We start from the raw sequence: 14,505 nt of genomic DNA, 5'->3' as shown, positions 1-14,505 counted from the left end.
ATATAAATCTAAGAAAAGTCCGTTATGGGCTTTTCTTTTTTTCTGATTTATTTATCTGCATAAATTCTCTGTCTTTTTTCTGATTTTCTTTGATCATTTCCTTGTTTTGTTTGCAAAAACCATCTGATTAAACTCGTGCCAATTCCTTTAATAATTCAGATGATACAATGAAGTACAAAGCAATTTTATCTAGCCTTTCTATTGCATTATTTAGCTTATCTTTGGCTGGATGTAATGACAATGTTAATCAAGAAAATGTTGTAAGCACGCCTAAGCAACCGAATATCTTATTTATTATGGCTGATGACTTAGGCTATTCAGATTTAGGAGCTTTTGGTGGTGAAATTCACACCCCTAATATTGATAGTCTGGCTCAAGAAGGACGCCTTTTAACGGATTATCATACTGCCCCGACCTGTTCCCCAACACGCTCTCAACTTATTTCCGGTACTGATCATCATTTAGCTGGTATTGGCGCAATGGCAGAACTCACCCCAGAACATTTGAAGGGACAACCAGGTTACGAGGGATATTTGAATGAACGCTCTCTATCTATCGCACAAGTACTTAAAGACAATGGTTACCGCACGTACATCAGTGGTAAATGGCATTTAGGCTTAACCCCTCAAGCAAATGCACATGCAAAAGGTTTTGATCATTCATTTACTTTATTACAAGGTCTAGACCATCATTTTAAGCAAGCACCAAGTGCATTTAAACGAAATTCAACTTATACAGAAGATGGTCAAGTTATTCCTGTTTCAGCTTTGCCTGATGACTGACTTTTTCTCTACCAACTATTTCACCGATAAATTACTAAGCTACTTAGATTCAGGCAAAAATAGTGGCAAACCGTTCTTTGCTTATGCTGCCTATACGGCGCCTCACTGGCCAATTCAAGCCCCAGCCGAATATCGTGAAAAATATCGCGGAGTTTATGATGTCGGTTACGATGCAATTCGTAATGCCCGCATTGCCAGACAAAAACAGCTTGGAATTATTCCTGCAAACTTTGATGCAGCAGAACCAATTGCGACACAAAATGCTCCACAAAAATATGGGAAATGGGATGAATTAACAGCCGAACAAAAAGCACTAGAAGCTCGTAAGATGGAAATCTATGCGGGCATGGTAGAAAATCTTGATGCGAATGTAGGCCGCATTATTCAATATCTCAAACAAAATAATCTTTATGACAATACTTTAATTCTTTGTCTCAGACAATGGTGCAGAAGGTTTTGTACGTGGCGGATATGGCAGTGAATCTGGTTTTGATAACTCGGTAGCTAATGTTGGCACACCTACTTCATATCACTATATTGGGCCACGTTGGGCCGAAGTCAGTGCGGCACCTTTCCACTTATGGAAAGATACGGCGGGCGAAGGCGCAACAACTGCCCCTGCTATTGTGAAATTACCGAACCAGAAAAAAGCAGAAGAAACCAATCATAGCTTTGCATCGGTACTCGATGTTTTCCCTACCTTACTAGAATATGCTCATATTCCAGTACCTCAAGGCCAATATAATGGCCGGGCCATTAATACGCCATCTGGGATTTCATGGAAACCTTTGCTTGAAAACAAAACCAATACTATTCGCCCTGCTAATTTTAGCTTTGCGGATGAGTTACATGGCAGCAAATATGCAAAACAAGGTGAATGGAAAATCGCACTTCAAGGGCGCCCTGAATTAGGCACAGGGACTTGGGAGCTATACAACATTAAATTAGATCGAGGAGAAAGACAAAACGTTGCTCAGCTTTATCCTGCAAAAGTTCAAGAACTCTTATCGGTCTATCAAAAATATACTGAGAAAAATGGTGTGCAGGAATATAACCCCAAATGAAATTGAAACCCTTTTTAGTCACCACCATCAGCCTGTCTATCATGACAGGGTGTAGCCAATCTTCAAAAGTTTCTGAATCAGCCCCCTCAACGCAACAGCAAACCTCTTTAGCTGATTTAGGGTCTATTGAAAAGTGTCAAAACTATACTGGTTTGCCTCAGGGTTGGCTCAAACAACCTACAGCTGGAATGGTTTTAATTGCCGATGGGAATTTTAATTTTGGTTCTGAGAAAGCCTATCCCGACGAACTTAATTTTGGAAAAAAGCAGCGGGAAGTTAAAGGATTTTGGATTGACCAAACTGAAGTTACTGTCGCTCAATTTGCAAGTTTTGTAAAAGCAACTGGCTATATTACCGATGCCGAAAAACAAAAGCAGGCCGCTGTTTTTTCACCTGATCCTGATCACCCACAGCAATGGTGGCAGCTAAAATCAGGTTACACATGGAAAACGCCAAACGGCAGTAATGGTGCTATTGCAAATCCTAATGAGCCTGTAAGGTATGTAAGTAAAAATGATGCTGAACATTATGCAGTGTGGCTAGGACGTGATTTACCAACAGAACTAGAATGGGAATATGCAGCTAAAGCCAATTCAAAGACTGATACACCTTTACATCAGGCCCCTACTGATGAACATCAACATCCGCAAGCCAATTACTGGCAAGGTGTATTTCCCTTTGAAAATCTGAACCAAGATCATTTTACTGATATTGCTCCTGTCGGATGTTTTAAATCTAACGGTTTTAAACTATTCGATATGATTGGAAATCTATGGGAATGGACATCATCTCCCTATCAGGGTGCACATGACCAGCATATGGGAAATTATTCTGATTTACGACAACAACAAATCACTAGCACGCAATATGTAATTAAAGGTGGATCTTTTCTTTGTGCACAAAATTATTGTTCACGTTATCGTAGCAGTAGTCGCTATCCTCAGGATTTTGATTTAGCCGCAACACATGTTGGTTTTCGAACTATTTTACGATCTCCTTAATCTCTTCTTAATTAAGCGCATTAAAGATATTTGTTAACCAAAATTAGATCGAAAAACAATCAAAATATTTCTATAGTACAAAGGAGAATGATAAAAAAGTGAGAACAAGATGAAAACTTTACTTCTTTGTGCCGCAGCAATTTTTACAATGTCACTATCAGCATGTGCAGTCCACACGCCCGATGGTAGTATTGTGATTGATCCCGATTCACCTCATCATAACCATCCGGGAGACTTTTGCCCACCAGGACAAGCGAAAAAAGGGCGTTGCTAAGCATAGGCTCTTTTAAAGTAATTTTTAAGTTACTCTAAAGAAATAGAATTCAATCCTGTACTGAATTGAATACTAAAAATGGAGGGTTCCAACCCAAAAATAGATGGGATGAAACTAGAAAATTATGGTGTAAAAAAGTCACCATATCCCCAAGATTTTTAAAAGACAATCTTACGTTGTCTTCTATCTAGTTTCACCCCAATTCTTTCTTATTCCGTCCGACTTTCCTTATTCCTTAAGAAAAAAGTCTAGTTTTTAATCATTTCTGTATCTCTATTATTGATACATTTTGAACATTTTACCTTCAGGCTAAAACCGATGTATTTGCTTAATACAAAATAAACATTTATGTAACGTAAGTCTATAAAAATGTTCTAAAAATGTGAAAAAAATTAAGACCAAAATGAGATGAATTTATCATAATAAGTTTCTCTTTCACGTTTCATCACATAAATAATCAATATTATTTTGTCAGTTATTGCCACTCGTTTCCTTTCATTGGCATAGATAATGTATACATCTGTATATTAACCCAGTCGTATAAACGAGATATTTTATGTCCAGCACAAGTCAAGTCGAAGGTCTGCAATTTCCGGTAAACGCCTCAACAAAAAAACAAAGTACATCTCTTACAGGTCAAGAGATTTTGTCGGAGGCCCTATCTATTGTAGATAATAAAACCGCACAACAAGTGTTGAATGAAAAAAACTGGCGAAAAAACTATCCTGTATATTTTAAAGCACTTGTTAAACAAGGGATTTCTAATATCAACAACCCCATTACTATCGCGAAGCAAGGATTGCATAAAGCTCACCATATTTTTGATTATTATCGTGATGGTAAACATTACCTTTTAAAAGATGCCGTTCATATTGCTTCATCCAAGCCGCTTTATACAGTAAAACTTAAAGGTGAAAGTGATGCAGCACCGGAGTGGTATGTTCCTTATAAAGGACAAAAGCTGAGTGGACAAAGCTTACTGGACCAAATTCAACGCTGGGAAGAGACTGGTATTGTTGAGCCAAGCCATGCAAAAGCACTTCGTGAAGCTATTGCTCATCCTGAATGGTTCGATTTATCTGACCGTACAATGGTGTTATTTGGTGCAGCCTCAGAAGCAGGACCACTGCCTTGGTTAGCCAAATGGAAAGCGAATATTGTTGCAGTAGATTTACCAAACCCACGAGTTTGGAGCAAAATTTTAAATACGATTCAACAAGGGAATGCTACTCTCATTGCACCAACTGTAGAGCAAGTGAATTCATCAGCAAAAGCCTCTGAATTAAAAGATAAGTTGGGAGCAAATTTACTCACTCAACTACCTGAAATTGCACAGTGGTTGGTTCAGTTTCCACAAAAATTAGATTTGGCAGCAATCGCCTATTTAGATGGTGAAAAGCATGTACGTGTTTCCATGGCGATGGATAGCATCATGCAATTCGTGAGCGAGCATAAGCCCGATACAAGCCTTATGTTTATGTGCACCCCAACTGATGTTTATGCAGTACCTAAAGAAGTTGCCGAGGCCGCACAACAAAAATTTAAATCCCGCACAAAAATGCAAAAATTGGCAGTGAAAGGTGTTTCTACACTTTCGCTCAATCGTTTTTTTCAAGCACCATACCAAGACTTGATTAAGTGTGAGAATGGCAAAACTTATGGTATTGCAGACTGTTTAGTGGTTGAACAAGGTCCAAACTATGCTTTGGCAAAACGTATTCAACAATGGCGTGCTATTTTGGCTCGCCATCAAGGCCAACGCGTTAGCATTAATATTGCTCCATCGACAACGACTCACTCAGTAACTAAAAATCCACTATTGAAAGCTGCTTTTAATGGCGCAGAGCTTTTTGACGTAGAAGCATTTAGTCCTGAAACCACTAATGCCATTATGGCAGCACTCTGGATTCATGACTTAAGAAATGAGTCTTCAGTAGCGAATCCTGAAACTGTACTGGATCATCCGCTTGAACTTATGATGGAAGGTGCCAACCACGGTGGATTATGGCGTGTCGCTTATTTAGCACGGACTGCCCTACCTTTCGCTGCAATTTATGGTTTTGCTACAGAAAAACTCCCTTTTAGAAAATCATCTAAAAAATAATTTGATTAAAGCCCAATCCTAGAATTGGGCTTTTTTCTAATATGTCTTTATTTACGTTGAAAGTGTGATAGATATTTTTGCATTTCATCAGGCGGCACCATACCGCCCCCGGTAGCCCATATCACATGATTTGCCTGCTGCAACTGCTCAGCTGTTAACTGGTGTAAAGCCAAGTAAGCAGGAGTCGTCTGAACATAATACGGCCCCATCATACCTGCTGCCGCAGAAGGCTCAAGCTGAATATTCTCAGTTTGATTTAAAAGCGCAATAAGCTCATATAAACGTTCATCATGAATGGTGTAATAGCCATCAATTAACTGTTGCATAGCACGTCCGACAAAACCTGAAGCACGCCCTACCGCAAGCCCGTCTGCCGCAGTAACGTTATCAATGCCAATGTCATTAACTGAAATCTGATCATGCAAACCTGTGTGGACACCAAGTAACATGCACGGCGAATGTGTGGGTTCGGCAAAGATACAATGTACATGCTCACCAAAAGCCAGTTTTAGTCCAAAACTCACCCCACCAGGCCCACCACCGACGCCACACGGCAAATAAACAAATAAAGGGTGTTCAGCATCGACTTTAATTTGTTTTTGCTCAAATTGCTGTTTTAGGCGTATTCCTGCAACGGCATAACCTAAAAATAATGTTGTTGAGTTCTCATCATCAATGAAAAAGCAATGTGGATCTTGCTCTGCGGCTTTTCGTCCCTCTTCAACAGCTACTCCGTAATCACTGGCATATTCTACAACGTTAACGCCGAGTGAACGTAGTTTGTCTTTTTTCCACTGTCTAGCATCAGCCGACATATGAACAGTGACTCTAAAGCCGAGTTTGGCACTCATAATGCCTATAGAAAGCCCAAGGTTGCCTGTAGAACCTACCGCAATTTGATACTTAGAAAAAAATGTTCGAAATGCATCTTGATCGAGTTTACTGTAATCGTCTTCTGGTTTGAGTAGCCCCGCCTGCATGGCAAGTTTTTCTGCATGTGTGAGCACTTCATAAATGCCACCACGTGCTTTGATGGAGCCTGAAATAGGTAAATGACTATCTTTTTTCAGCCAGAATTTTCCATTAAGTTGTACTTGTTTTGCTGAAGAAAGCGCTTGTTGCATATGAGCAATTTCAACGATATCTGATTCAATTTTTCCATGTTGCGCTTGAGTTTCGGGAAACACCTTTGCCAAATAAGGTGCGAAACGCGCTAGTCTTGCTTCTGCTTCACTTACGTCCTTAGCAGTTAGTCCAACTTTTTCTAAAGCTTCTTTTAAAAGATATCGATGAGGTGTAAACCAAAATGTTTCTTGATAGGCTTGAAGTGTTTCAATAAGTGGAAATTGTTGTTTTAGCTGATCTATTTGAACCGCATTCATAATATATCCTGATATAAAATTTTAAGCCCAACCTATAAAGCTGTTTGATGGCCTATAGCAACTTATTAATTTATAGATGAATGTACATGAAAAATAGTCTCAACTTTAAAAACTAAACAAATAAAAAAGCCACTGTTCACAGTGGCTTTAATTTTTTAAATGCTTTTATACAAACTGCAAGAATAACCAGTACAAACCACCTGACAAACAGATTGTTGCAGGAAGAGTAAATACCCATGCAGATAAAATTGTTTTAACTGTATTAAAGTTTAAACCTGATTTATTCGCCACCATCGTACCCGCAACAGCACTGTTTAAAACATGTGTTGTTGAAACCGGCATACCTAAACCATCAGCAGCTGCAATTGTACTCATTGCAACAAGTTCAGCAGACATCCCTTGACCATAAGTCATGTGATGCTTACCAATACGCTCACCTACAGTCACAACAATACGTTTCCAACCAACCATTGTGCCTAGGCCAAGTGCTAAAGCAACAGCTACTTTTACCCAAGTCGGAATGTATTGTAAGAATGAATCTAAGCTACTACGGTATTCTTTCACAAGCTTTTTCTGTGAGTCATCCATTTTTGGTAAAGCATCTGCTTTATCCAAACGCTTAAACGTCGTGGTGCTTAAATACATATCATTACGAATTTCACTAATTGCAGCTTCAGGAATATCTTTTAAGTTGTTATAGCTAGAAACTCGCTCACCCAAGTGGTCAGTCATACTTGCCAATGCAGGCACGACTTCTGGAGTTTGCTGTTTAGTTTGAATATATTTAGTCAGAATAACACGTGCTTTTTCATCAGTTAATTCTGGCTGATTTTGCTTCAACAATACGGCAGTTTGAGAAGAAAGCTGATGGAATGATTGAACTTGTTGTGTATCAAGATTTTTATTTAATGAATAAGCCAATGGCACCAGACCAACCAAAATCAGCATGATGAGTCCCATACCTTTTTGACCGTCATTAGAACCATGTGCAAAACTTACACCTGTACAGGTAAAGATCAAAATTGCACGAATGATTGCTGGTGGTGGTTTATTACCTTCCGGTGGTTGGAATAATTCTACTTGGCGTTTAAAAATAGTTTTAACCAACAAGAATACAATCGCTGCAAAAGCGAAACCAATTAAAGGTGAAAATAATAATGCCTTACCGACTTTAATCACCTGATCCATATCAACACCACTGGTCGTTACGCCGGTCGATGCACTCAATAGATGGTTCATAATGCCCACACCCAAGATTGAACCAATCAAAGTATGAGAGCTAGACGCAGGAATTCCTAAGAACCATGTACCAAGATTCCAAAGAATTGCAGCGAGCAACAATGCAAAAACCATTGCGAAACCTGCACCGCTACCCATATTCATGATCAGTTCAACAGGCAGCAATGCAATAATGCCGTAAGCGACTGCACCGCTTGCAACCATTACCCCAAGGAAATTACAAAAACCAGCCCACATGACTGCAACTGGTGCTGGTAAAGCATTGGTGTAAATCACTGTTGCCACTGCATTTGCAGTATCGTGGAAGCCATTTACAAACTCAAAGCCTAAAGCAATCAAGAGTGCAGTTGATAAAAGAATAACTGAATAAAGACTCAAAGGTGGTACATGCGCTAAATCCGCACTCACCTGAAATCCAATATAAATAAGTGTTGCAACAATAATCGTCAGAAACACCGGCATAAAAAACTTAGGTGTCGGGACATGTACATTCGTCGATTTGACTTGCAGGTTTGCCGCAAGTTTTGAATCCGAAACAGGGGGTAGATTAGAATTCATGCAGACGGTAAGAGGATAAAAAAATCCTCTGTATTCTTAAATTAAATTATGACAATTATATGACAAAGCGGCGCCTGATGAAGTCAATTTTTCACATTTTGACCTCATTTGATGCACCTTTCCTCTATGATTTTTATTTTTTTATTTAAATACAATAATTTACATAAACCCCCACCCATCTATTTTATGACTATTTTTGAAGCAAAAATATCTAAAAAATTACCTAAACGAATACTTTTTAAACACCGCAACTGTCATAAAACCGAATATTGGAGATGAAATATTTCAACATCATGATCATTTTATGAATATTTGATGAAAAAACAGTCTTCATTTGTCATAAAAGCCGTTTTTTAATGAATCTATTACAATGAATGATGGGTCGTTATAGGTCATCAATTGCGCAACTATTCTGTTACAATAGCGCCGCATTTTTAAATTCATATAAAAGATCGGGGTTTTCTATGTCTACGCTTGCCACCCTAAAAGCGCTTCTTGCTAAACGCATTCTGATTATTGATGGTGCAATGGGAACTATGATCCAGCGCCATAAATTGGAAGAAGCTGACTACCGTGGTGAGCGTTTTGCCGATTGGGCACATGACTTAAAAGGTAACAATGACCTTTTGGTTCTGACACAACCTCAAATCATTCAAGGTATTCATGAAGCTTATCTTGATGCTGGTGCAGACATTATTGAAACCAACAGCTTTAACGGCACACGTGTTTCTATGTCGGATTACCACATGGAAGATCTTGTTCCAGAGATTAACCGTGAAGCAGCACGTTTGGCCAAAGCAGCGTGTGAGAAGTATTCGACTCCAGATAAACCGCGTTTTGTTGCAGGCGTGCTTGGGCCAACATCACGTACTTGTTCAATTTCACCTAATGTAAATGACCCTGCCTTTCGTAACATTACCTTTGATGAGCTAAAAGAAAACTATATTGAAGCGACTCATGCGTTGATTGAAGGCGGTGCAGATATCATTTTGATTGAAACCGTATTTGACACATTAAACTGTAAAGCTGCGATTTTTGCGGTAAAAGAAGTCTTTAAACAGATTGGTCGCGAATTACCAATTATGATTTCAGGGACCATTACCGATGCATCGGGTCGTACCTTAACAGGTCAAACTGCCGAAGCGTTCTGGAACTCTGTACGTCATGGTGACTTGCTATCGATTGGTTTTAACTGTGCGCTTGGTGCAGATGCCATGCGTCCTCACGTAAAAACCATTTCCGATGTCGCAGATACCTTTGTTTCAGCGCACCCAAATGCGGGCTTACCAAATGCTTTTGGTGAATATGATGAAACACCAGAGCAAACTGCAGCATTCTTAAAAGAATTTGCAGAAAGCGGTTTAATTAATATTACTGGTGGTTGCTGTGGTACAACACCTGATCATATCCGTGCGATTGCCAATGCGGTAAAAGATATTGCCCCTCGTCAAGTTCCTGAAACTGTACCTGCATGCCGTTTGAGTGGTTTAGAACCATTTAATATTTATGATGACTCATTGTTCGTTAACGTGGGTGAACGTACTAACGTTACAGGTTCGAAAAAATTCTTACGCTTAATCCGTGAAGAAAACTTTGCTGAAGCTTTAGAAGTTGCACAGCAACAAGTGGAAGCTGGCGCACAGATTATCGACATTAACATGGATGAAGGGATGCTCGATTCGCAAAATGCGATGGTGCATTTCTTAAACCTTGTGGCTTCTGAACCAGATATTTCACGTGTACCAATTATGATTGACTCATCAAAATGGGAAATCATTGAAGCTGGCTTAAAATGTGTACAAGGTAAACCCGTTGTTAACTCGATTTCTTTAAAAGAAGGTTATGACGAGTTTGTAGAAAAAGCTCGCCTGTGCCGTCAATATGGCGCTGCGATTATTGTCATGGCATTTGACGAAACAGGTCAGGCAGACACTGCTGCACGTAAGCGTGAAATCTGTAAACGCTCATATGACATTTTGGTTAACGATGTTGGCTTCCCTGCTGAAGATATTATTTTTGACCCGAACGTGTTTGCAGTAGCAACAGGTATTGAAGAGCACAATAACTATGGCGTCGATTTTATTGAGGCCACAGGTTGGATTAAACAGAACTTACCTCACGCCATGATTTCTGGTGGTGTATCGAACGTTTCGTTCTCATTCCGAGGTAACGAGCCTGTTCGTGAAGCCATCCACTCTGTGTTCTTATACCATGCCATCAAGCAAGGCATGACCATGGGTATTGTGAATGCTGGCCAAATGGCAATTTATGATGATATTCCAGCCGAGCTAAAACAAGCAGTTGAAGATGTCATCTTAAACCAAAACCAAGGTGAGTCTGGTCAGGCTGCAACCGAGAAACTACTTGAAGTTGCGGAAAAATACCGCGGACAAGGTGGTGCTATCAAAGAAGCCGAGAACCTTGAATGGCGTAATGAGTCAGTCGAAAAACGTCTTGAATACGCTTTAGTTAAAGGTATTACGACTTACATTGATGAAGATACCGAAGAAGCTCGCCTCAAAGCCAAACGTCCTTTAGATGTAATCGAAGGCGCTTTAATGGACGGTATGAACGTGGTTGGTGACTTGTTCGGGTCAGGCAAAATGTTCTTACCACAGGTTGTGAAATCTGCACGCGTTATGAAGCAAGCTGTGGCTTGGCTCAACCCGTACATTGAAGCTGAAAAAACAGGTAGCCAATCTAAAGGTAAAGTCCTGATGGCAACTGTTAAGGGTGACGTACACGATATTGGTAAGAATATTGTAGGTGTTGTACTCGGCTGTAATGGTTACGACATTGTTGACCTTGGCGTGATGGTCCCTTGCGAGAAAATCTTGCAAACTGCAATTGATGAAAAATGTGACATCATCGGCTTGTCAGGTCTGATTACCCCATCTTTAGATGAGATGGTCTTTGTTGCGAAAGAAATGCAACGCAAAGGTTTTAACATTCCTTTATTGATTGGTGGTGCGACTACTTCTAAAGCACACACAGCAGTAAAAATTGATCCTCAGTATCAAAACGATGCGGTGATTTATGTTGCCGATGCTTCACGTGCAGTTGGTGTGGCAACCACCCTACTTTCTCCTGAAATGCGTGGAAACTTCATCGCAGAACACCGTGCCGAATATGCCAAGATTCGTGAGCGCTTAGCCAATAAGCAACCAAAAGCTGCAAAGTTGACCTATGCTGAGTCAGTTGAAAACGGTTTTAAAATTGAAGAAAGCTATGTACCACCAAAACCAAATCTTTTGGGAACACAAGTCCTCACCAACTATCCTCTTGCAACGCTTGTAGAGTATTTTGACTGGACACCATTCTTCATTTCCTGGAGCTTGGCAGGTAAATTCCCGAAAATTTTAGAAGATGAAGTGGTTGGTGAGGCTGCAACAGATTTGTATAACCAAGCTCAAGCGATGTTGAAAGATATTATCGACAACAATCGTTTTGATGCTCGTGCCGTATTCGGTATGTTCCCTGCACAGCGCACTAATGCAGACACAGTGAGCGTATTTGATGAAGCGGGTCAAAATGTTACGCATACTTTTGAGCACTTACGTCAGCAATCTGACAAAGTGACAGGTAAACCAAACTTGTCTTTGGCAGATTACATTCGTAATGACCGTGAGCAACAAGACTACTTAGGCGGATTCACTGTATCGATTTTTGGTGCAGAAGAACTGGCAAATGAATACAAAGCTAAAGGTGATGACTACTCTGCAATCTTAGTTCAGTCATTGGCTGACCGTTTTGCTGAAGCCTTTGCAGAACACTTGCATGAACGCATTCGTAAAGAGTTCTGGGGCTATAAAGCTGATGAGCAGCTCAGCAATGAAGAACTGATTAAAGAGAAATACGTCGGTATTCGCCCTGCACCGGGCTACCCTGCTTGCCCAGAGCACTCTGAAAAAGCAGTGTTGTTTGACTGGTTAGGTTCTACCGACAAAATCGGCACCAAACTGACTGAGCACTTTGCAATGATGCCGCCATCTTCAGTAAGTGGTTTCTATTATTCTCATCCACAAAGTGAATACTTTAACGTGGGCAAGATCTCTCAAGACCAACTTGAAGATTATGCAAAACGTAAAGGTTGGACACTGGATGAAGCGAAACGTTGGTTGGCGCCGAATTTAGATGATTCGATTGCTTAAGTTGATATAAATAAACCTGATTAAAAAAATAGGGAGTGAAGGAAATCCATCACGCCCTTTTCAATTTGAAAATTTAATCTTTTACTTCAAATGTACCTTAATCTTCTCTTTAACTGCTTCAGTTGAAATACCATAGCGATCATGCAAAGTGGGCAATGCCCCTGCATCTAAAAATGCATCTGGCAAACCAATCATGTCAAAACGAGGATGTTGTCCATTTCTTAGAAATAGTGAGCCGACTGCTTCGCCTAACCCACCAATGACTGAGTGATTTTCGGCAGTTAAAACAGGTCGGCCACCTTTAGCGACTTCATCCAAAATAGTTTGTTCGTCTAAAGGTTTAATCGTAGGTACATGTAGCACTGAAACCTCAATGCCCTCTTTTTCAAGTTCTTCGGCTGCCTCAAGCGCACGCATGGTCAATAAACCAGTCGAAATAATGAGTAAGTCTTTACCGGGTTTAATCACCTGTGCCTTACCCAATTTAAACTGGTAATTATATTTATCGAGTACTAATGGAACTTGACCACGCAATAAACGCATATATACCGGTCCATTATGCGCGGCAATCTGAGGTATCGCCTGTTCTATTTCCAAGGCATCACATGGATCGATGACCATCAAGTTCGGCATAGCACGGAAAATTGCAATATCATCCGTTGCCTGATGACTTGGGCCATAACCCGTGGTTAACCCAGGAAGTGCTGCTACAATTTTGACATTCAGGTTATCTTCTGCAATTGCCATACAAATAAAGTCATAGGCACGGCGTGATGCAAACACGGCATAGGTCGTCGCAAAAGGAACAAATCCTTCACGAGCAAGTCCTGCTGCTGCGCTCATCAAAAGTTGTTCTGCCATGCCCATTTGGAAAAACTTATCTGGGTTTTCTTTGGCAAAAATATGTAGGTCAGTATATTTTGATAAATCTGCTGACAAACCTACGATATCGTCACGCTCTTTTGCCAAGGCATTCAGTGCATGTCCGAATGGTGCTGGTTTGGTCGGTTGGCCCTCGGCAGCAATAGAAGCAATCATTGCCGAAGTGGTTAGTTTTTTCTTAGGGGGATTGGCTAACTGGCTCATGGTATATTCCTTACTGTCCGTAGTGGGTCAAAATATTTAAAGCGTCGTCCCATTCATGTTCATCAACACGAATGAAGTGTGTTTTTTCGCGACTTTCCAAGAACGACACGCCTTTACCCATTTTTGTGTCACAAATAATGACTCTTGGGCATGCTCCCTCATGGTTTCGTGCCTGATCGAATGCTTCAAGCAAAGCTTCCATGTTGTTGCCATCTACGCGTTGGGTGTACCAACCAAATGACTGCCAACGGTCTACAATCGGCTCAAACGCTAAAATTTCGCTGGAATGTCCATCTGCCTGCTGATTATTCACATCAATAATGGCAATTAGGTTATCTAGTTTCCAATGCGAAGCAGACATCACGGCTTCCCATGTTGAGCCTTCATTTAGCTCTCCATCGGACAATAAGTTATAAACAAAAGCATCTGACTTTTTCTGTTTTAGTCCTAAACATGCGCCGACTGCAATTCCAAGACCATGACCCAATGAGCCACCTGTAATTTCCATACCCGGTGTATAGGAAGCCATGCCCGACATCGGTAAACGACTGTCATCTGCACCATAGGTTTCAAGTTCCTCAAACGGGATAATTTTTGCTTCAATTAAGGCTGCATAGAGTGCAATTGCATAGTGCCCAATAGAAAGATAAAAACGGTCACGGGCTTCCCATTCAGGGTTTTCAGGCTGATATTTCATGGCATGGAAATAAGATACTGCCAGTAGATCTGCTGCACCTAAGGCTTGTCCAACATAGCCTTGGCCTTGTACTTGCCCCATACGTAAAGCATGTTGGCGAATGTGGTAGGCACGTTGTTGCAACTCGGCAATTTGGCCTGCTTTATCAACATTTAACATTGTCATTT

At 40.5% G+C, this 14,505-nt stretch carries 8 protein-coding genes and 1 pseudogene; 5 read left to right on the top strand and 4 right to left on the bottom strand.

Going from position 1 to position 14,505, the window contains the following annotated elements:
• The first annotated feature begins 167 nt into the window (after nucleotides 1–167).
• The 4 genes and pseudogenes from ACXM0J_RS01285 to ACXM0J_RS01270 all read left to right on the top strand — a co-directional run bounded on the left by ACXM0J_RS01285 (nucleotide 168) and on the right by ACXM0J_RS01270 (nucleotide 5,225).
• Nucleotides 168–1,846, top strand: a pseudogene (locus tag ACXM0J_RS01285) (arylsulfatase).
• A complete protein-coding gene (locus ACXM0J_RS01280) occupies nucleotides 1,843–2,847 on the top strand; it encodes a formylglycine-generating enzyme family protein (RefSeq protein ID WP_213034392.1) in 1,005 nt (334 codons plus the stop codon). The pseudogene ACXM0J_RS01285 and the gene ACXM0J_RS01280 overlap by 4 nt, the downstream one beginning before the upstream one ends.
• A gap of 109 nt (nucleotides 2,848–2,956) precedes the next feature.
• A complete protein-coding gene (locus ACXM0J_RS01275) occupies nucleotides 2,957–3,121 on the top strand; it encodes a hypothetical protein (protein WP_086264877.1) in 165 nt (54 codons plus the stop codon).
• A gap of 556 nt (nucleotides 3,122–3,677) precedes the next feature.
• Complete coding sequence (locus ACXM0J_RS01270) at nucleotides 3,678–5,225, top strand: hypothetical protein (protein WP_086264876.1); 1,548 nt, start codon at nucleotides 3,678–3,680, stop codon at nucleotides 5,223–5,225.
• A 47-nt stretch (nucleotides 5,226–5,272) separates the two neighbouring features.
• On the opposite strand, the gene ACXM0J_RS01265 is transcribed toward ACXM0J_RS01270, so the two are convergent.
• Nucleotides 5,273–6,607, bottom strand: coding sequence for a D-serine ammonia-lyase (locus ACXM0J_RS01265; RefSeq protein WP_086264875.1), 1,335 nt, complete (start codon nucleotides 6,605–6,607; stop codon nucleotides 5,273–5,275).
• 165 nt (nucleotides 6,608–6,772) lie between these two features.
• Nucleotides 6,773–8,404 (bottom strand): inorganic phosphate transporter, encoded by a 1,632-nt coding sequence (locus ACXM0J_RS01260; RefSeq protein ID WP_086264874.1) that lies wholly within the window; start codon nucleotides 8,402–8,404, stop codon nucleotides 6,773–6,775.
• A 464-nt stretch (nucleotides 8,405–8,868) separates the two neighbouring features.
• Between ACXM0J_RS01260 and metH the strand changes: the two genes are divergently transcribed.
• A complete protein-coding gene (metH, locus tag ACXM0J_RS01255; protein WP_086264873.1) occupies nucleotides 8,869–12,555 on the top strand; it encodes a methionine synthase in 3,687 nt (1,228 codons plus the stop codon).
• A gap of 81 nt (nucleotides 12,556–12,636) precedes the next feature.
• Here the strand turns inward: metH and ACXM0J_RS01250 are convergent, their stop codons facing one another.
• Both ACXM0J_RS01250 and ACXM0J_RS01245 read right to left on the bottom strand, forming a co-directional pair.
• The gene (locus tag ACXM0J_RS01250; RefSeq protein WP_086264872.1) at nucleotides 12,637–13,641 is read right to left on the bottom strand and encodes a transketolase family protein; all 1,005 of its coding nucleotides are present in this window, start codon (nucleotides 13,639–13,641) and stop codon (nucleotides 12,637–12,639) included.
• A 10-nt stretch (nucleotides 13,642–13,651) separates the two neighbouring features.
• Entirely contained in the window at nucleotides 13,652–14,497 is an 846-nt protein-coding gene (locus tag ACXM0J_RS01245) for a transketolase (protein ID WP_086264936.1), read from the bottom strand.
• Between the last annotated feature and the right edge of the window lie 8 nt (nucleotides 14,498–14,505).

The organism is Acinetobacter sp. GRABPA_MV_2 (genome assembly GCF_056725885.1).
Note: the sequence above shows the minus strand (reverse complement) of the source record. Positions and strands in the feature narration are given on the sequence as shown.